This window comes from Citrobacter sp. MGH 55, from assembly GCF_016906145.1.
GTDB classification, from domain to species: Bacteria; Pseudomonadota; Gammaproteobacteria; order Enterobacterales; family Enterobacteriaceae; genus Citrobacter_A; species Citrobacter_A amalonaticus.
Genome location: NZ_CP070239.1, coordinates 4,036,355 through 4,055,850, shown reverse-complemented (window position 1 = coordinate 4,055,850; position 19,496 = coordinate 4,036,355). Strand labels below are relative to the sequence as shown.

Genomic DNA, 19,496 nt, shown 5'->3' with positions numbered 1-19,496 from the left:
TGGATTCTGAGCAAAGACGCCGGAATTCGGACACTCTCTCTTACCACTTCATGGAATGAGCGCTACCATAGCCCGATTGCAATGACAGGAGATGTCCATGAGCGAGCATGCTATTCGTTTAACACAGTACAGCCACGGAGCGGGTTGCGGTTGTAAAATTTCCCCGAAAGTGCTGGAAACCATCCTGCACAGCGAGCAGGCGAAGTTTGTCGACCCGAACCTGCTTGTGGGAAATGAAACCCGTGACGACGCGGCGGTGTACGATCTGGGCAATGGTACCAGCGTCATCAGTACCACCGACTTCTTTATGCCGATTGTCGATAATCCGTTTGATTTTGGCCGCATTGCGGCGACCAACGCCATCAGCGATATTTTCGCGATGGGCGGCAAACCGATTATGGCGATCGCGATCCTGGGCTGGCCTATCAGCAAGCTGTCGCCGGAAATCGCCCGTGAGGTGACTGAAGGCGGACGCTTTGCCTGTCGTCAGGCGGGCATTGCGCTGGCGGGCGGCCACTCGATTGACGCGCCGGAGCCGATCTTCGGTCTGGCCGTCACCGGCATTGTTCCCACTGAGCGGGTGAAGAAAAACAGCACCGCCGAGGCCGGTTGCAAACTGTTCCTGACCAAACCGCTAGGCATTGGCGTGTTGACTACTGCAGAGAAAAAGTCGCTGCTAAAACCTGAACATCAGGGGCTGGCGACGGAAGTCATGTGTCGCATGAACATTGCCGGAGCGTCATTTGCCAACATTGACGGCGTGAAAGCGATGACCGATGTCACCGGCTTTGGTCTGCTGGGCCACCTCAGCGAGATGTGCCAGGGGGCAGGCGTCCAGGCGCAGATCCGCTATCAGGACATCCCTAAACTGCCGGGCGTCGAAGAGTACATCCACCTGGGGGCTGTGCCGGGTGGCACCGAGCGTAACTTTGCCAGCTACGGCCATCTGATGGGGGAAATGCCGCAGGCGGTGCGCTCCCTGCTGTGCGATCCGCAAACCTCCGGCGGTCTGCTGCTGGCGGTAACGCCAGAGGCCGAAGAAGAAGTGAAAGCCACCGCCGCCGAGTTTGGCATTGACCTGACGGCGATCGGTGAGCTGGTTGAAGCCCGTGGTGGTCGCGCCATGGTTGAGATCCGTTAACCCAATGCGGTTGTTTATTGCCGAAAAGCCGAGTCTGGCGCGCGCCATTGCTGATGTGTTGCCTAAACCGCACCGTAAGGGCGATGGCTTTATTGAATGCGGTAACGGCCAGGTGGTGACCTGGTGTATTGGTCACCTGCTGGAACAGGCGCAGCCTGATGTCTATGACAGTCGTTATGCGCGCTGGAACCTTGCCGATCTGCCGATCGTGCCGGAAAAGTGGCAATTGCAGCCGCGTCCTTCCGTGACCAAACAGCTCAACGTGATTAAGCGTTTTCTGCATGAGGCCAGTGAGGTAATCCATGCGGGAGACCCGGATCGCGAGGGGCAACTGCTGGTGGACGAGGTGCTGGATTACCTGCAACTGGCGCCGGAAAAGCGTCAACAGGTGCAGCGCTGTCTGATTAACGATCTCAACCCACAGGCCGTTGAACGTGCAATTGAACGTCTGCGCTCAAACAGCGAATTTGTGCCGTTATGCGTGTCGGCGCTGGCCCGTGCCCGCGCGGACTGGCTGTACGGCATCAACATGACCCGTGCGTATACCATTCTCGGGCGTAACGCCGGTTATCAGGGGGTACTCTCCGTCGGGCGCGTACAGACGCCGGTGCTCGGGCTGGTTGTCCGACGCGACGAAGAGATCGAAAACTTCGTTGCCAAAGATTTTTTTGAAGTGAAAGCGCATATCGTGACCCCTGCAGAGGAACGCTTCACCGCGATCTGGCAGCCGAGCGAAGCGTGCGAACCGTATCAGGACGAAGAGGGACGATTGTTACACCGTCCGCTGGCGGAGCATGTGGTCAACCGCATCAACGGCCAACCGGCGATAGTCACCAGCTATAACGATAAACGGGAATCAGAATCTGCGCCGTTGCCGTTCTCGCTGTCAGCTTTACAGATTGAAGCGGCGAAACGCTTTGGCCTGAGCGCGCAGAACGTGCTCGACATCTGCCAGAAGCTGTATGAAACCCACAAGCTGATTACCTATCCGCGTTCTGACTGTCGCTATCTGCCGGAAGAGCACTTCGCTGGACGGCATGCGGTAATGAACGCCATCGGCGTGCATGCGCCGGATCTGCTGCCGCAACCGACGGTAAATCCCGATACCCGTAATCGCTGCTGGGATGATAAAAAGGTTGATGCTCACCACGCCATTATTCCTACTGCGCGCAGCAACAGTATCACTCTGACGGACAATGAAGCGAAGGTGTATAACCTGGTAGCCCGTCAATACCTGATGCAATTTTGCCCGGATGCGGTATTCCGTAAATGCGTGATTGAACTGGATATCGCGAAGGGTAAATTCGTCGCTAAGGCCCGATTCCTTGCCGAAGCGGGCTGGCGAACGCTGCTGGGCAGTAAAGAGCGGGATGAAGAGAACGACGGCACGCCGCTGCCGGTGGTGGCGAAAGACGATGAACTGCTGTGTGAAAAGGGCGAAGTGGTTGAACGTCAGACCCAGCCGCCACGCCATTTTACCGATGCCACGCTGCTGTCGGCGATGACCGGGATTGCGCGCTTCGTGCAGGATAAAGATCTGAAAAAGATCCTCCGTGCAACGGACGGGCTGGGCACCGAGGCCACCCGCGCCGGGATCATCGAACTGCTGTTTAAGCGCGGTTTTCTGGTCAAAAAAGGGCGCTATATCCACTCAACCGATGCCGGGAAAGCGCTGTTCCACTCGCTGCCGGAGATGGCGACCCGTCCGGATATGACCGCTCACTGGGAGTCAATTCTGACGCAAATCAGCGAAAAGCAGTGCCGCTATCAGGATTTCATGCAGCCGCTGGTGGGCACGCTGTATCAATTGATCGATCAGGCGCGCAGTACGCCGGTGCGTCGCTTCCGTGGCATTGTCGCGCCTGGTGGTGATGGTGGAGAGAAGAAGAAGAGCGCGCCTCGTAAACGTGCGGCGAAAAAAAGCCCGCCATCAGCAGAGGCGGGCCTGTAATTCGGTTTGGGGGGACTTAAATCACACCCTGACCAAACATGGCGTCGGCAATCTTCACGAAGGCAGAGATGTTCGCCCCACGGACATAGTTGGTCTGTTTGCTTTCACCGCCGTACTCGACGCAGGCATGGTGAATATCCAGCATGATGTGGTGCAGACGGGCATCCACTTTCTCCGCCTTCCAGCTCAGACGCGCCGCGTTCTGTGCCATTTCCAGGCCGGAGGTGGCAACGCCACCGGCGTTCGCCGCTTTGCCCGGTGCAAACAGCACGCCGGCTTCGAGGAACAGATCGGTCGCTTCGATGGTGGTTGGCATGTTTGCCCCTTCCGCCACCGCTTTCACGCCGTTAGCAATCAGCACGCGAGCCGCTTCGACGTCGAGCTCGTTCTGTGTGGCACACGGCAGTGCGATATCGACCGGCACTGACCACGGCTGTTTGCCTTCCAGATAGGTCAGGCCAAACTCACGAGCGTAGTCCGCCACGCGACCGTCACGGCTGGCTTTAATTTCGCACAGACGCGCCAGTTTCTCTTTCGTAAAGCCACTTTCATCCACGACGGTGCCGCTGGAGTCGGAGGCCGTCACCACGCGAGCGCCAAATTCCATCGCTTTTTCAATGGCAAACTGCGCCACGTTACCGGAACCGGAAACCGCTACGCGCATCCCTTCAAAGCCCAGACCATGACGCTTGAGCATCGCTTCGGTGAAGTAGACCAGACCGTAACCGGTTGCTTCCGGACGGATCAGACTGCCGCCGAAGGAGAGCCCTTTGCCGGTAAACACGCAGGCGCTGTTGTTGGAGAGCTTACGCATCATCCCGGCCATAAAGCCCACTTCACGGCCACCCACGCCGATATCACCGGCAGGAACGTCAGTATCCGGACCCAAATGACGGTACAGTTCCGTCATCAGCGCCTGACAGAAACGCATCACTTCGCCTTCACTTTTGCCTTTCGGATCAAAATCGCTACCGCCTTTACCACCGCCCATCGGCAGGGTGGTCAGTGCGTTTTTAAAGGTTTGCTCAAAGCCGAGAAACTTCAGGATCGACAGGTTAACGGAAGGGTGGAAGCGCATCCCGCCTTTGTACGGGCCTATTGCCGAGTTGAACTGCACGCGCCAGGCGCGGTTAACCTGGACCTGATTACGATCGTCCAGCCACACGACACGGAACTGAATCACACGCTCTGGCTCAACCAACCGTTCCAGCAACGACATTTCACGATAGCGCGGGTTTTGCTCAATGAATGGCCACAGGGTGGTCATAACTTCACGGACGGCTTGCGCGAACTCGGTTTGATTCGGGTCGCGCTTTTGTACATGGTTGAGGAATGATTCCAGAGAGCATGTCTGATCCATAGATATAAAAACCTCTTATATTTAAATGTGGTTGTAATTGTGTTTTTTGTGGATATGTGTTTGCAGTTTTTGACTATACCATCAGGAATGTGACGGATAGCAAGAAAAAAATGCCGGTGCCAGACAAATTAATAACCAGACGGCTGTCATAACGAAAAACGATGACAGAAGAGAGTAAAGTTTCCCGCGCGGGTTACCGTTATACTAAGAACAGACCCGAAATAGTAAGGAAACCCTATGCGTTTTATCGCGATGGCGGCAGCGCTGATGACACTCTCTTTATCCAGCCTGGCGAACCAAAACCTTCGCCCGGATGTGCAGGTGAACGTGCCGCCGGAGGTCTTCAGTTCCGGTGGACAGCGCGCGCAGCCCTGTAATCAGTGCTGCATTTATCAGGATCAGAATTATTCAGAAGGGGCGGTAATTAAAGCCGATGGCGTGCTGTTGCAGTGCCAGCGCGACGAGAAAACGCTCAGTACGAATCCGCTGGTCTGGCGTCGCGTAAAACCATAAAGGCGTTAAGTAGCGGAATATCAGCGGGGGCGAGCGAATAGTCCAGCGCGACGTGCGGCTCGCACCACACCAGTTGCTGATGCTCATGCGTCATCATTTCTCCGCTGAACGCCGGGACATGCCAGGCATGCAGATGAATCAACCGCCCGGAGACTTCACGCAGGTGGCTGGCAATATAGCGCCCCACCGTGGCCTCAATGCCTAACTCTTCGCGCAGTTCGCGGACCAGCGCCTGCGGCTGCGTTTCGCCCGCTTCCACTTTGCCACCGGCAAATTCCCATAAACCTGCCTGATCCGCCTGCGGCGGGCGCTGGGCGAGCAAAATTTTGCCATCACGTTCAATAATCGCGGCAACAACGTCGAGGGTTTTCATCATATTCGTCAATGTTCAACAGCAGAAAGTGACATACTATCGTCATCTTTGATTGACCTGAAGTCCCAGGAGTCTGCCTTGAACGATCCGCAACCGTGGGTAACGCCGTTGACCCGTCTCCCCGCCAGTCTCAATCCTCTCGTGATGACGCAAAGAAAACATTACGGAGAGGTATTACATCCGACGCGCTGGTGGGGGCGGATGCCGTTTTTGTTCTGGCTGGTGGCGCTGTTTGTCGGGTTTCTTGAGCGTAAACGTGCGCGTCTGACGCCGGTGATGCGGGCATTATTGATGACGCGCGTGTCGCAGGTCTGCCACTGCGCATTCTGCGTGGATGCCAACAGCCTGCGACTGGCAGAGCGTAGCGGCGCGATGGACAAAGTGCTGGCCGTGGCGGACTGGCAGGCATCGTCGCTTTTTACACCAGAAGAGCGCGTTGCGCTGGCTTATGCTGACGCGGTGACCGCCACGCCACCGCGGGTAGATGATGCCCTGAAAGCACAAATGAAGCAGCATTTCAGCGATGACGTTATTAGCGAGATGACCGCGTTGTTGGCTTTTCAGAACCTCTCGGCGCGTTTTAATGTCGCGCTGGATATTCCTTCGCAGGGACTGTGCGACAGTCTCAAAGGAGCGCCGCGTGCTTGACCGGCATCTGCATCCACGGCTTAAACCGCTGCTTCACCGTTGCGCAGGCGTGCTCGACAGGCCGGGGGTTTCCCCGGACGGTCTGACGCTGGTTGGGTTTGGCCTCGGCGTACTGGCGTTGCCGTTTCTGGCGCTGGGCTGGTATCTGGCGGCGCTGGTGGCGATTGTCCTGAATCGTCTGCTGGACGGGCTTGACGGCGCGCTGGCGCGACGCCGGGGGCTTACCGATGCGGGCGGTTTTCTTGATATCTCTCTCGATTTTCTGTTTTACGCGCTGGTGCCGTTCGGCTTCATTCTGGCCGACCCACAGCAGAATGCGCTGGCGGGGGGCTGGCTGTTGTTTGCGTTTATCGGCACCGGCAGCAGTTTTCTCGCCTTTGCTGCGCTGGCCGCGAAGCACAATATCGACAACCCCGGCTATGCGCATAAATCGTTTTATTATCTGGGAGGATTGACCGAGGGAACGGAAACGATCCTGGTGTTTGTACTGGCGTGTCTTTACCCGGAGAAGTTTGCCGTGCTGGCGTGGATCTTCGGCACACTGTGCTGGATGACGACGTTGACCCGCGTCTGGAGTGGTTATCTGACGCTGAAGGGGTTACAACAGTGAACGCCGGATGGCGCGCAAGCGCCGCCATCCGGCAATCTATTACAGACTGCTGTCCGGGCCGCGCTCACCTGCGGAGACCGGGTTTTTCGGGTCTTTGCTCCATTCGTACCATCCGCCGTCATAAACCGAGACGTTTTTCCAGCCCATCGCCCGGGCGTACATAAACGTCTCTGACGCGCGCCAGCCGGTGCCACAGTAAAAGGCGACCTGCTGATCCGGCAGAATGTGCCACTGCTTCCACATACTAGCGATGTCATCTGCGCTGCGCATGGTGCCGTCCGGGTTATGGAAATCTTCCATATGCGTCGAGTCGCTACCGGCATGTCCCCAGCGCGCCCCGGCAATTTCACCTTTTGGCTTGATATAGCTGTAGCCGCTGGTGGTGCCGATAAATTCTGGCCAGGAGCGAATACTGACCAGCGACGCATCCTGACGGTGCAACAGTCCGCGCGCCTGTTCCATATTAAGCATCAGCTGGGGTTGCGCCGGAATGGTCACGCCAAAATCGGGCTCCGGTTTAACTTTCGCAGGCGTGCCGCGCTCGACCGGCAGCCCGGCGTCGGACCAGGTCTGCCAGCCGCCATCGAGCAGACGCACGTCTTTTACTCCGGCATACAGCATGATCTGCGCCACCCGCGCGGCCGCGTAAACATCGCGTCCGTACAGGATCACCGTCGTGTCATGACGGATACCGTGTTTCGCCAGCATCGCTTTCAGAGTGTCATCAGGCACTTTGTTCCACAGCGGTTCACTTTCCACCTCGTTGGTGTCGATGTAATCCGCGCCTGGAATATGGCTGAGCAGATAAAACTTCGGCGCGCCCCAGGCGGCTTCTATCACTTTCCAGTCGCCGGCCGGTTTCGCGGTAACCGCTTTACCCTGTTGTAGGTCATGCAACCACTGCGGATAAACCAGTTGCTCGAAATGCGGCAGTCGTTGCAGACGCGCCGGATCCTGCAACGCGTCGCTCAGCGTGGCAACCTGTTGCAGTCCTGCCTTTTTCAGCCGGTTTTTCACCGCCTGCACGTCGCTGTCGTTGCCGTACAGCGCGACAGGGGCGTCGGCCTTCAGTTGATGCTGTTGAATCCAGGTCGCGAGCTGTTCGTCGCTCATGGTATCAAGCCAGCGGGCAGAGAGGTTGAGGGCGGAAGGTTCGTGTCCGGACGGACCGTTTAGTGACTGCGGCCAGCCATTGTAAAACGCAGAGGGACGGGTATCGATAGCCGTACCCTGTTTTTGCGCCAGTTGTTGGAAGTTAAGTACCTGCGCCATATCAGCAGCCCAGGTGGAAGCGCAAGCGAGCCCTAAAGCCAGAGCCAGCGCGGCCATTTGAGAAACACGTTTCATCGAATTGCCCGACGTTGAGATAAGGAGGCGCCATTCTGTGCTCGCGGTAGCGGAAAAACTTTGCGTTAACGCAGTATGTAAGCAGTTTCACAAGGCGGAAGATAACGGCAAAACGTGACCGCCCGGCGGAATATCCTGCGCGTCATGGGTGACCTGAACAACGGGAATGTCCAGCCGACGCACTTCATCAAAGACCCACTGACGAAAGTCTGCCCGACGATCAGCATCAAGACGGCTGAACGGCTCATCCAGCAGCAACGCTTTAGGCTGCGCCAGCAGGGCGCGAAGCAGCGCAACCCGTGCGCGCTGACCACCGGATAGCGTGGCGGGATCGCGAGAAGACAATCCCGCCATGCCCGCACGGTCAAGCGCGTGCTGAACCGCATCCTGCCGCGCTGTGCCTTTCAGACTGGCAGGAAGCGCTAATAGCAGGTTTTGTCCCACCGTAAAGTGATCAAACAGCAGGGCATCCTGAAATAAAATACCGATCTGCCGACGGGCGGTGGGGAGCGTATCCAGACGCTGCTCACCCAGCCACAGTTCACCGCGGACATGCAGCGGTGGCGTCAGCGCACCCACCATCCAGGCCAGCAGCGAAGACTTGCCGCAGCCGGAGGGACCCATTAATGTGACAATGTCACCTTTTGCCACTTCGAAGGTTAACGGGCCAAACAGCGGGGTCTGGTGGAGAAACAGGGAAAGATGGCGAACGGTGAGCATTAGCGCAATCCTTGTCGGCGGTGGCCGACCCATAACGAGAGTCCGGCCATTAGCGTAAACACGACCAGCGGTAACAGCAATTGCCAGAGCGCCTGCGCGGCCAGAATACCGGTACTGCCGCCGCTGCTGAGGGCCACCGCTTCCGTCGTCAGCGTCGGGAAACGGCCTGCGCCCAGCCACAGGGTCGGCATATACTGCGCGATGCTGACGGAGAAACCGACGGCCAGCGTCACGAGTACAGGACGCAAAATCTGCGGACATTTTACGCAGCAAAAGATTTTCATCGGTGACCAGCCCAGCGTCCGGGCAATCAGCAGCAGACGAGGGTCGATGCGTTGCCAGGCCGGTTTCAGGACAAACAACATCCACGGTACCACCCACAGCAGATGTCCCCAGATGAGCGCGGCAAACTGACCGTCCAGTTCAAGATGCAACGCCAGCGCGTATTGGCCCATCACCAGCGGCAGCGCCGGAAGAAGGATTGGCAGCCAGACCCAACGATGTCCGCGCTGTGGTCCCCATTCCAGCCATAGCAGCAAAATGACCAGTCCCAGCGCGCTGGCGACCACTCCGATCGTTACGCTGTGGGTTAACGCGTCGAGATTGAGCGTAGATTGCTGCGCCAGAAAGGCCAGTAATACCGTGCAGAGCACTCCCGTCACGGGCAGCGACAATGACAGCGTTTTCCCCGTTAGGGGCGAAACGCGGTGTTGACGTACGCCACTGACGTCAGGAAGCGTGCGTCGCCAGCTACGCCAGAGCTGATAACCCGCGAGGGCAAAAAGGGCGAGCAGCGCCAGCAAGAGCAGGCTTGCCAGTGCGCCTTTGATCTGCTGTTCGCTGTCTCCCTGACTAAGCCATTGCCAGGAGAGGACCGCCAGCGTCGGCGGATTGCCGGGGCCGAGGATAATGGCAACATCCACCGCCGAAATCGTCCACGCCACCACGGCCAGCATTACGGCTCCTAGTGCGGGGGCGATAGTGGGTAAGATCAACCAGCAGAGCGTCTGCCGGCGGTTGTAGCCCAGCGAATCCAGGACGATGACCTGCTGAGCGAGGCGTTTCTCACTCAGTAAAATGGATAAAATCCACAGCACGAAAGCGCTCTCTTTTACGGCCAGCGTCACGCCCAGCCCGATGCCGTAGCGATCAATCGCAGGCGAGAGAAACGGCAGGGCGTGCCAGAGCAGTCCGCCTTCAGCGAAAAGCAGTAGCGCGGCGCTGGCAAACGCGACATGGGGAATCGCCAGCAACCACGGCAGGCGGGTACTCAACCGTCGCCAGCGTATGCCGGGCCAGAGTGCCACCACGATTGTTAACGCAATAAACAGCGCGCCAGCGGCGGCGATGAATACCGACACCACGGTCGCCAGCAACGCCTGCGGTAACTGCGGATCGGTAAAAAGAGCCTGCCAGTTCGTCAGTGACAGCGCGGGCGCGATCAGCAATATCCCGGCAGGCAGTATTGGCGCATAAATTGCCGCCATGCCCAGCCAGGCGAGAAGCATTAGCGCGATCCGTAGCGGCGCAGCCATTCTTGCTCCAGTGCGTTAACCCAGGCCGCATGAGGTTCAGGCAGCACGGCGGGCAGCCCGTCCGGAATGCGCGCTTCCAGCGCGGCCTGTTGTGCGGCGGGCAGTTTTTTCGCATCCAGCACCGACGGATCGCCCCAGACTGTTGGATCGGCCTTACGCAGCTGTGCGTCAGGAGAGAGCAGGAAGTTGGCGACCAGTTTCGCTCCGGCGCTGGCGCGGGCGTTAACCGGAATGGCGACAAAGTGCACGTTGCCAATCATCCCTGCGGTAAAACCAAAGCTGTAGCTGTGTTTTGGCAATTCACCGCGGGTGATCTTTTGCTGAGCGTGCGCCGGGTTAAAGGTCAACGACAGGCGCAATGTCCCGCTCTTAAGTAACGCGTCCATCCGCGCCGGAGATGGCGGGAAATCTTTCCCTTCTCGCCACAGACTCGGATGCAGCGCGTCGAGATAGCGCCACAGCGGCGCGGTTACATCGGCAAAGGTGGCGGCGTCCGGCGCGACGGTGAGCGCGTGCGGATTGTCAGTCAGCGAGATTAATAACTGTTCCAGAAACGCCGTGCCGGTAAAGTCCGGCGGTCGCGGGTAACTGACGGTGCCTGGATGTGACCGGGCAAATGCCAACAGCGCCTGCGGACTTTGAGGCGGCTGCGGCGTCACGTCGCGATCTGCAATAAACGTCAACTGCGCGCCCCCCCACGGAGACTCAGCCCCGTCAGTGGGAATTGAAAAATCTTCACGTACCGGTTTTTGCGTATCAACATAGCGCCAGTTGGGCAGCGTTTCCGCCCACTGGGTTTGCAGCAATCCAGCCTCTTTCAACGTGCGAAAATTTTCGCCGTTAACCCACAACAGGTCGACAGAACCATCGGTCTTTCGCCCGGCGGCGGCTTCCGTCTGGATGCGCTTCACGGCATCAGCGGCATCGGCGAGACGCACGATTTTAAGATTGACCGCATAGTGGGTTTTCATCTCGCCACTGACCCAGTCAAGATACTGGTTAACGGCGCTGTCACCGCCCCAGGCGTTGAACCAGACGGTCTGGCCTCTGGCCTCATTCTGGATCTGCTGCCAGCGTTGTTCGGCGTGTCCCGGAGCGGTCAGCAACAGACTCGCGAGTAGTAATCCCCAGCGCATAATTACTCCTGAAAAAAACGTGTGACCAGCCAACGGGAGGCCAGTGGTAATAGCCCTAACAGAGCAAAAGCGGTCAGCATAGCGGGAGAAATAATGTCACGTATTGATGTTAACTGGCTTAACTGGCGTCCGGCATTCAGATAAACCACGGTGGCAGGCAGCATCCCCAACTGGCTGACCCACCAGTAGCGGCGCACGCCAACGGTGGTGAGACCTGCAAGCAGGTTGACGACAACAAATGGAAACAAGGGTATCAGGCGTAGCGCAAAAAGATAAAAGACGCCGTCCCGCGCCATCCCGTGATTCACCGTGGCCATATGCCGGGAAAACCGCCGCGCTACCCAGTCACGCAGCAGGTAACGACTGGTAAGCATGGCGAGCGTGGCGCCCAGCGTTGAGGCAAAAGAGACCAGCAGCGTGCCTTGCCAGAGGCCAAACAGCGCGCCGCCAAGCAGCGTCAGCAGCGCCGCGCCAGGAATCGACAACGCTGTGACGACGGTATAGAGCAGAAAATAGAGGCTTGCACTGAGAAAAGGGGACTGGCGTTGCCAGTCCGCCAGCAGTGAATGTTCGCGCTTAAGCGTCTCCAGCGTGAGCAGGCCGGGGGGCAACGCCCAGAGCACCCCGGCAAGACAGAGGATCAGTGCGCCCGCAAGCCCTATTTTTCTGGCGTTCACGGTTGAGCATCAGACCTTAAATTTCGCCCATACCGGCGCATGATCAGACGGTTTTTCCATGCTGCGAATTTCATAGTCGATACCGGTTTCCAGACAACGGTCCGCCAGCGGCTGGCTTGCCAGCAGCAAATCGATACGCAGACCACGGTTATCATCAAACCCTTTCGAACGGTAATCAAACCACGAGAATTTGTCGGTGGTTTCCGGGTGCGCGTGGCGGAAGGTGTCAACCAGGCCCCAGTTCAGCAGGCGGTCCATCCATTCACGCTCTTCCGGCAGGAACGAACATTTGCCGGTGCGCAGCCAGCGCTTGCGGTTCTCTTCGCCAATGCCGATATCCCGATCGGACGGACTGATATTCATATCCCCCATGATCAGCACCGGATTGTCGCGCTTCAGTTGGTTGTCGAGATAGTTTTGTAAGTTCTGATAAAACTGCGCTTTGGCCGGGAATTTAATCGGATGGTCGCGGCTTTCGCCCTGCGGGAAGTAGCCGTTGATTACCGTCAGGTTGCCCAGCGGAGAGGGGATTTCAGCCATGATGATGCGGCGCTGCGCTTCTTCGCCATCATCGGGAAAACCCCGGCGCACGGCGATGGGGGGCTCTTTGGTCAGCAGCGCCACGCCATAGTGACCCTTTTGCCCGTGGTAGAAAACGTTGTAGCCGAGTTTTGCGACATCTTCGAGCGGGAACATGTCGTCGTGAACTTTTGTCTCCTGCAGGCCAATGACATCGGGTTGGTGTTTGTCGACGATGGCTGTCAGTTGATGTGGTCTGGCGCGCAGGCCGTTGATATTAAAAGAGACAAATTTCATAGTCGCTGCCATTTTACAGGATGAATAGAGCATGGATGGTAGCAGAATTTCCGCAGACTGACTGCCCATAATGGTGAGATTCCGGCAATGGGTGTGAATGGTGTTAACAATGGGGCAATGCTTGCCCTGTTTTAGGGCGGATTGCGTCAAAATGGCGCAGTAATTTCCTGTAAATTTCGTAGATGATCACATTTCCAGAATTATATCTGGACTGTGCATAATATTGCGGTTTTTCCTCTATTTATTCTTCTTTCGCGCAAACATATTCACTTTATATGCACATATAGTGAATATCGCTGGGCTATAACTCATTGATTTTCCGTTCCACACACCCGTTTATGCATTTTTTCCACTGGCTGGCACGAAGAGTGCAATCTACATTTACAGCGCAAACACTACTTTTCATTAACATATAAATAACTATTTATTTACCGATGAGGTCGCTATGTCTCAGTCAATTACGCGTGAAAATTTTGATGAATGGATGATGCCCGTTTATGCACCGGCGCCTTTTATTCCGGTCCGTGGCGAAGGTTCACGCTTGTGGGATCAGCAGGGTAAAGAGTATATCGACTTCGCGGGAGGCATTGCGGTCAATGCCCTGGGACACGCGCATCCGGAACTGCGTGACGCGCTGAATGTGCAGGCGAGCAAATTCTGGCACACCGGCAACGGCTACACCAACGAGCCAGCGTTACGACTGGCGAAAAAGCTCATCGACGCCACCTTTGCCGATCGCATCTTCTTTTGCAACTCCGGGGCGGAGGCCAACGAGGCGGCGCTGAAACTGGCGCGCAAATATGCGCACGACCACTACGGCAGCAATAAGAGCGGCATTGTCGCGTTCAAGAACGCCTTTCACGGTCGTACGCTGTTCACGGTCAGCGCCGGAGGACAACCGGCCTATTCGCAGGATTTCGCGCCGCTGCCGCCGGATATCCGCCACGCCGTCTACAACGACATTAACTCTGCCAGCACGCTGATTGACGATACCACCTGTGCGGTCATCGTCGAACCGGTGCAGGGGGAAGGCGGTGTTGTACCTGCAACCCCGGCCTTCTTGCAAGGGCTGCGTGAGCTGTGCGATCGACATAATGCGTTGCTGATTTTTGATGAAGTACAGACCGGCGTAGGGCGCACCGGCGAACTGTACGCTTACATGCACTATGGCGTGACGCCGGATCTGCTGACTACCGCAAAAGCGCTGGGCGGTGGGTTCCCGATTGGCGCGCTGCTGGCCAGTGAAAAATGTGCCAGCGTCATGACCGTTGGTACACACGGCACCACCTATGGCGGAAACCCTCTGGCAACCGCTGTCGCCGGAAAAGTCCTCGATATCGTTAATACGCCTGCGATGCTGAATGGGGTGAAACAGCGCCATGACTGGTTTGTGGAGCGTCTGAACGCCATTAACCTGCACACCGGACTGTTCAGTGAAATCCGTGGCCTGGGACTGCTGATTGGCTGCGTGCTGAAGGATACGTTCGCCGGAAAAGCCAAACAGATTTCCCAGGAAGCGGCGAAAGCGGGCGTAATGGTACTGATTGCCGGGGGCAACGTGGTGCGTTTTGCACCGGCGTTGAACGTCACGCAGGAAGAGGTCGCCAGCGGTCTCGACCGTTTTGCGCTGGCCTGCGAACAGATTAAAGCCGGAGGTTCATCATGATGGTGATCCGTCCCATTGAGCATGCTGATATTAGCGCGCTGATGCAACTGGCCAGTAAAACCGGCGGTGGGCTGACCTCATTACCCGCGAATGAAGCCACGCTGGCGGCGCGTATTGATCGCTCCCTGAAAACCTGGCGGGGCGAATTGCCGAAAAGTGAACAAGGCTATGTCTTTGTGCTGGAGGATCTGGAAACCGGCACCGTGGCGGGGATTTGCGCGATTGAAGTCGCCGTGGGGCTTAACGACCCCTGGTATAACTATCGTGTAGGGACGCTGGTGCATGCTTCAAAAGAGCTGAACGTTTATAACGCGCTGCCGACGCTGTTTCTCAGTAACGATCACACCGGCAGCAGTGAGCTGTGCACGCTGTTCCTCGATCCCGACTGGCGTAAAGAGGGCAACGGCTATTTGCTGTCGAAATCGCGCTTCATGTTTATGGCGGCGTTTCGCGATAAGTTCAATGAAAAAGTGGTCGCGGAAATGCGCGGCGTGATTGACGAGCACGGCTATTCCCCGTTCTGGCAAAGCCTGGGGAAACGCTTTTTCTCGATGGAATTTACGCGAGCTGATTTTCTCTGCGGTACCGGGCAGAAGGCGTTTATCGCCGAACTGATGCCCAAGCATCCGATTTATACCCACTTCCTCTCTGACGAGGCGCAGGCAGTCATTGGCGAAGTGCACCCGCAAACCGCTCCGGCGCGCGCGGTGCTGGAGAAAGAAGGGTTTCGCTATCGTAACTACATCGACATTTTCGACGGCGGCCCGACGCTGGAGTGTGATATCGACCGGGTGCGGGCGATCCGCAAAAGTCGGCTGATAGAAGTTGTCGAAGGGCAACCCGCAACCGGTGATTTCCCGGCCTGCCTGGTGGCGAATGAAAACTACCACCACTTCCGCGTCATGTTGGTGCGCGCCGATCCTCATACAGAGAGGCTGGTACTGACCGCCGCGCAGCTGGATGCCCTGAAATGTCACGCAGGCGATCGGGTTCGTTTTGTCCGTCTCTGCGCAGAGGAGAAAACGGTATGACTTTATGGATTAACGGTGACTGGGTGACTGGTCAGGGTGAACGTCGGGTGAAGAAGGATCCTGTGCAGGGCAACGTGCTCTGGGAAGGTCACGATGCCGATGCCGCGCAGGTGATGCAGGCGGCTCGTGCTGCCCGCACCGCGTTTCCGGCCTGGGCCAGACGCCCCTTCAGCGAGCGGCAGGCGATTGCGGAAAAATTCGCCGGGCTGCTGGAGAGCAATAAAGCGGATCTGACCGCCATTATCGCCCGTGAAACCGGCAAGCCACGCTGGGAAGCGGCGACGGAAGTGACGGCGATGATCAACAAAATCGCGATTTCCATCAAGGCCTATCACGCCCGCACCGGCGAGCATCAGAGTGAGTTGCCCGACGGCGCAGCGACGCTTCGTCACCGCCCGCATGGCGTGCTGGCGGTATTTGGCCCTTATAACTTTCCGGGACATCTGCCGAACGGACACATTGTGCCGGCACTGCTGGCGGGTAACACCATCCTCTTTAAGCCCAGCGAACTGACGCCGTGGACCGGAGAAGCGGTGATGCGGCTCTGGGAACAGGCCGGTCTACCGCATGGCGTGCTGAATCTGTTGCAGGGCGGTCGGGAAACGGGACAGGCGCTGAGCGCGCTGGATGCTCTCGACGGACTGCTGTTTACCGGCAGTGCGAATACGGGCTATCAACTGCATCGCCAGCTTGCCGGACAACCGGAAAAAATCCTTGCTCTCGAAATGGGCGGCAACAACCCGCTGATTATTGAGGATCCAGAGGATATCGATGCGGCGGTGCACCTGACTATTCAGTCCGCGTTTGTGACGGCGGGACAGCGCTGTACCTGTGCACGTCGCCTGCTGGTAAAAAAAGGCGCGCAGGGTGACGCATTTCTCGCCCGGCTGGTGGCCGTCAGCCAGCGTATCCAGCCAGGTCGCTGGGACGATGAGCCACAGCCGTTTATCGGCGGTCTGATCTCCGAACAGGCGGCGCGTCATGTGTTTGATGCCTGGCAACAGCTTGAATCTCTCGGCGGACAGACGCTGCTGGCGCCGCGTTTGTTACAGGCCGGTACCTCACTGCTGTCACCTGGCATTATTGAACTGACGGGCGTGGCAAATCTGCCTGATGAAGAGGTTTTCGGTCCGCTGCTTGGCGTCTGGCGCTATGAGCGCTTTGACGAGGCGATCGCGATGGCCAATAACACCCGCTTTGGTTTGTCCTGTGGACTGGTTTCGCCCGATCGTGCGCAGTTCGACCAGTTACTGTTGGAAGCGCGCGCGGGGATCGTCAACTGGAACAAGCCGCTCACCGGCGCTGCCAGCACCGCGCCGTTTGGTGGCGTAGGCGCTTCCGGAAACCATCGCGCCAGCGCGTGGTATGCCGCCGATTATTGCGCCTGGCCGATGGCCAGTCTGGAATCCCCGGCGCTAACGTTGCCAGCCACGCTGAGCCCCGGCCTCGATTTTTCGCGTGAGGAGTCCGTATGAAAGCACGTGAGGTCAATTTCGATGGGCTGGTAGGGCTGACGCATCATTATGCCGGGCTGTCGTTCGGCAACGAGGCGTCCACCCGGCATCGTCATCAGGTTTCAAATCCCCGTCTGGCGGCGAAACAGGGACTGCTTAAAATGAAGGCGCTGGCGGATGCGGGATATCCGCAGGCGGTGATCCCGCCGCACGAGCGACCTTTTATTCCTGCATTACGCCAGTTGGGATTTAGCGGTAGCGATGAGCAGGTGATTGAGAAAGTGGCGCGTCAGGCGCCGCACTGGCTCTCCAGCGTCAGCTCCGCATCGCCGATGTGGGTAGCCAACGCGGCGACGGTGGCGCCGTCGGCGGATACGCTGGATGGCAAAGTGCACCTGACGGTCGCGAACCTCAATAATAAATTCCACCGTTCACTCGAGGCGCCCACCACGGAGGCGTTGCTGCGGGCGATCTTCCGCGATGAACGTTATTTCGCTGTGCATTCCGCGCTGCCGCAGGTGGCGATGCTCGGCGATGAAGGGGCGGCTAACCATAATCGCCTCGGCGGGGAGTATGGCGAGCCGGGAACGCAGCTGTTTGTCTACGGGCGCGAAGAGGGCAGCAATACGCGACCTTCACGCTATCCGGCGCGTCAAACCCGTGAAGCCAGCGAGGCGGTAGCTCGCCTGAATCAGGTGAATCCACAGCAGTGTATTTTTGCTCAGCAGCATCCGGAGGTCATCGACCTTGGTGTGTTTCATAACGATGTAATTGCGGTCGCGAACCGGGAGGTGCTGTTCTGTCATGAACAGTCCTTTGCGAGACAAGATGAGGTCATGAATCAACTGCGCGCCCGGGTGCCCGGCTTTACCCCTGTTGTGGTGCCAGCAGCTGACGTGTCGGTGCCGGATGCGGTCGCGACGTATCTGTTTAACAGTCAATTGTTGAGCCGCGATGACGGTTCGATGATGTTGGTCCTGCCACAGGAGTGCCGCGAACACGCGGGCGTATGGCGCTATCTGACGAACCTGCTGGAAGCCGATAACCCGCTCCGCGACATGCGGGTGTTTGACCTGCGCGAGAGCATGTCAAACGGCGGTGGGCCAGCCTGCCTGCGGCTGCGGGTGGTGTTGACCGCAGAAGAATACCAGGCGGTCAATCCGGCGGTAATGATGAATAACGTTCTGTTTACGACGCTCAACGACTGGGTGGATCGCTACTATCGCGACCGCCTGACCGCCGCGGATCTCGCCGACCCGCAACTGCTGCGTGAAGGGCGCGAAGCGCTGGATTCACTGACTCAACTGTTGCAGCTTGGTTCTGTCTATCCGTTCCAGCAATCGGGAGGCTGGCATGGATGATTTCCTCGCCGCCACGCTGGCGGGAACGATGCCGGAGGTTCGGGAAGGCGAAGGCGCGGGATTTCGCTGGCATTGGGTTGACGCCGGTATTCTCGAACTCACCCCCGTCACGGTGACCGACCGTGCGCTGGTGATCTCCGCCGGTATTCATGGCAACGAAACCGCGCCGGTGGAGATGCTCAATACGTTGCTGCTGGTGTTGTCTAAGGGGGAGATAACGCTACGCTGGCGGCTGTTGGTGATCCTCGGCAACCCACAGGCGCTGGCTGCCGGGAAGCGCTACTGCCACAGCGATATGAACCGGATGTTTGGCGGGCGCTGGCAACAGTTTGCCGAAAGCGGTGAGACGCAGCGCGCACGTCAACTGGAACAGTGTCTGGAAAATTTTTATGCGACGGGCACGGAGTCGGTGCGCTGGCATCTCGATTTACATACCGCCATCCGCGGTTCTTACCATTTGCGCTTCGGCGTGTTGCCACAGCGTCCCATCCCCTGGGATGAGACGTTTCTTGGCTGGCTGGGTGCCGCAGGACTGGAAGCGCTGGTGTTTCATCAAACGCCGGGAGGCACGTTTACCCACTTTAGTGCTCAACACTTCGGTGCGCTCGCCTGTACCCTGGAGCTTGGCAAAGCCTTGCCATTCGGTCACAACGATCTCCGCCAGTTTGCGCCGACGTCTGCCGCGCTGACCGGTTTACTGTCGGGGCAAATTGATCAGGCAGACGGCACTCCGCCAGTCCGCTATCGGGTGGCGTCACAGATCACCCGACGCAGCGACGCATTTGTACTGCACATGGACAGCCAGACGCTCAACTTCACTCCCTTTACAGCCGGAACGCTGCTGGCGGAAGAGGGTGACGAGCGTTTTGTCGTCACTCATGACGTGGAATACGTTCTTTTTCCCAACCCTGGCGTGGCGCCGGGATTACGTGCGGGCCTGATGCTGGAGAAATTGCGCTAACCTGTTTCCCGCAGGCGAGGGCCTGTGGGTTTTAATTTATCGTGCGCCAGGAAATTAATCCGGACTATTCCTGGAGAGCTGCTTTATTTATCATCAGCGCTCAGGTATAGTTCTTCATATTCCCTGCAAAATCATGCTGTTGTCATTTTTTCTTTCAACTCTTCGCAATAATTTCTTTTTTTCTCCACAATTGGCG

Annotated in this window: 18 protein-coding genes; 10 read left to right on the top strand and 8 right to left on the bottom strand. The window is 57.8% G+C overall.

Features of this window, described 5'->3' with window-relative positions:
* Positions 1-97: 97 nt before the first annotated feature.
* Positions 98-1,141 (top strand): selenide, water dikinase SelD, encoded by a 1,044-nt coding sequence (gene selD, locus JTI98_RS16825; RefSeq protein WP_044265483.1) that lies wholly within the window; start codon positions 98-100, stop codon positions 1,139-1,141.
* 4 nt (positions 1,142-1,145) lie between these two features.
* Positions 1,146-3,092: a DNA topoisomerase III gene (gene topB, locus JTI98_RS16820; RefSeq protein ID WP_044327842.1), complete on the top strand. Its 1,947-nt coding sequence runs from the start codon at positions 1,146-1,148 to the stop codon at positions 3,090-3,092.
* 16 nt (positions 3,093-3,108) lie between these two features.
* On the opposite strand, the gene gdhA is transcribed toward topB, so the two are convergent.
* Positions 3,109-4,452 (bottom strand): NADP-specific glutamate dehydrogenase, encoded by a 1,344-nt coding sequence (gene gdhA / locus JTI98_RS16815; protein ID WP_043000911.1) that lies wholly within the window; start codon positions 4,450-4,452, stop codon positions 3,109-3,111.
* A 252-nt stretch (positions 4,453-4,704) separates the two neighbouring features.
* Here gdhA and JTI98_RS16810 point away from each other — a divergent pair, with 252 nt between their 5' ends.
* Positions 4,705-4,965, top strand: a complete 261-nt coding sequence (locus tag JTI98_RS16810) for a YnjH family protein (RefSeq protein WP_172961335.1) — start codon at positions 4,705-4,707, stop codon at positions 4,963-4,965.
* Here the strand turns inward: JTI98_RS16810 and JTI98_RS16805 are convergent.
* Positions 4,925-5,338, bottom strand: coding sequence for a pyrimidine (deoxy)nucleoside triphosphate diphosphatase (locus tag JTI98_RS16805; RefSeq protein WP_216082261.1), 414 nt, complete (start codon positions 5,336-5,338; stop codon positions 4,925-4,927). The two genes, JTI98_RS16810 and JTI98_RS16805, sit on opposite strands and share 41 nt — an antisense overlap.
* A 78-nt stretch (positions 5,339-5,416) precedes the next feature.
* Between JTI98_RS16805 and JTI98_RS16800 the strand changes: the two genes are divergently transcribed.
* Both JTI98_RS16800 and JTI98_RS16795 read left to right on the top strand, forming a co-directional pair.
* Positions 5,417-5,986, top strand: a complete 570-nt coding sequence (locus tag JTI98_RS16800; protein ID WP_216081560.1) for a carboxymuconolactone decarboxylase family protein — start codon at positions 5,417-5,419, stop codon at positions 5,984-5,986.
* Entirely contained in the window at positions 5,979-6,596 is a 618-nt protein-coding gene (locus JTI98_RS16795; RefSeq protein WP_216081559.1) for a CDP-alcohol phosphatidyltransferase family protein, read from the top strand. The genes JTI98_RS16800 and JTI98_RS16795 overlap by 8 nt, the downstream gene beginning before the upstream one ends.
* A gap of 39 nt (positions 6,597-6,635) precedes the next feature.
* Here the strand turns inward: JTI98_RS16795 and JTI98_RS16790 are convergent, their stop codons facing one another.
* The 6 genes from JTI98_RS16790 to xthA form a co-directional block, all read right to left on the bottom strand.
* A complete protein-coding gene (locus tag JTI98_RS16790) occupies positions 6,636-7,943 on the bottom strand; it encodes a rhodanese-like domain-containing protein (RefSeq protein ID WP_216081558.1) in 1,308 nt (435 codons plus the stop codon).
* An 87-nt stretch (positions 7,944-8,030) separates the two neighbouring features.
* Positions 8,031-8,663 (bottom strand): ATP-binding cassette domain-containing protein, encoded by a 633-nt coding sequence (locus JTI98_RS16785; RefSeq protein ID WP_061070202.1) that lies wholly within the window; start codon positions 8,661-8,663, stop codon positions 8,031-8,033.
* Entirely contained in the window at positions 8,663-10,198 is a 1,536-nt protein-coding gene (locus JTI98_RS16780; protein ID WP_216081557.1) for an ABC transporter permease subunit, read from the bottom strand. The genes JTI98_RS16785 and JTI98_RS16780 overlap by 1 nt, the downstream gene beginning before the upstream one ends.
* A complete protein-coding gene (locus JTI98_RS16775; protein ID WP_216081556.1) occupies positions 10,171-11,334 on the bottom strand; it encodes an ABC transporter substrate-binding protein in 1,164 nt (387 codons plus the stop codon). Before JTI98_RS16775 ends, JTI98_RS16780 begins: the two co-directional genes overlap by 28 nt.
* Positions 11,335-11,336: 2 nt before the next feature.
* Complete coding sequence (locus JTI98_RS16770; protein WP_058587966.1) at positions 11,337-12,011, bottom strand: TVP38/TMEM64 family protein; 675 nt, start codon at positions 12,009-12,011, stop codon at positions 11,337-11,339.
* A 9-nt stretch (positions 12,012-12,020) separates the two neighbouring features.
* The gene (gene xthA, locus JTI98_RS16765) at positions 12,021-12,827 is read right to left on the bottom strand and encodes an exodeoxyribonuclease III (RefSeq protein ID WP_216081555.1); all 807 of its coding nucleotides are present in this window, start codon (positions 12,825-12,827) and stop codon (positions 12,021-12,023) included.
* 445 nt (positions 12,828-13,272) lie between these two features.
* On the opposite strand from xthA, the gene JTI98_RS16760 reads away from it, so the two are divergent.
* Genes JTI98_RS16760 through astE form a run of 5 tightly spaced genes read left to right on the top strand, consistent with a single transcriptional unit; the run spans position 13,273 to position 19,300 of the window.
* A complete protein-coding gene (locus JTI98_RS16760) occupies positions 13,273-14,493 on the top strand; it encodes an aspartate aminotransferase family protein (RefSeq protein WP_044328127.1) in 1,221 nt (406 codons plus the stop codon).
* Positions 14,490-15,524 (top strand): arginine N-succinyltransferase, encoded by a 1,035-nt coding sequence (gene astA, locus JTI98_RS16755; RefSeq protein ID WP_044328128.1) that lies wholly within the window; start codon positions 14,490-14,492, stop codon positions 15,522-15,524. The genes JTI98_RS16760 and astA overlap by 4 nt, the downstream gene beginning before the upstream one ends.
* A complete protein-coding gene (gene astD / locus JTI98_RS16750) occupies positions 15,521-16,999 on the top strand; it encodes a succinylglutamate-semialdehyde dehydrogenase (RefSeq protein ID WP_216081554.1) in 1,479 nt (492 codons plus the stop codon). The genes astA and astD overlap by 4 nt, the downstream gene beginning before the upstream one ends.
* Positions 16,996-18,339 carry an N-succinylarginine dihydrolase gene (astB, locus tag JTI98_RS16745; RefSeq protein WP_216081553.1) on the top strand — a complete coding sequence of 448 codons (1,344 nt, stop codon included), beginning with the start codon at positions 16,996-16,998 and terminating at the stop codon, positions 18,337-18,339. The genes astD and astB overlap by 4 nt, the downstream gene beginning before the upstream one ends.
* Positions 18,332-19,300 (top strand): succinylglutamate desuccinylase, encoded by a 969-nt coding sequence (gene astE, locus JTI98_RS16740; protein ID WP_044326830.1) that lies wholly within the window; start codon positions 18,332-18,334, stop codon positions 19,298-19,300. The genes astB and astE overlap by 8 nt, the downstream gene beginning before the upstream one ends.
* Positions 19,301-19,496 lie beyond the last annotated feature (196 nt).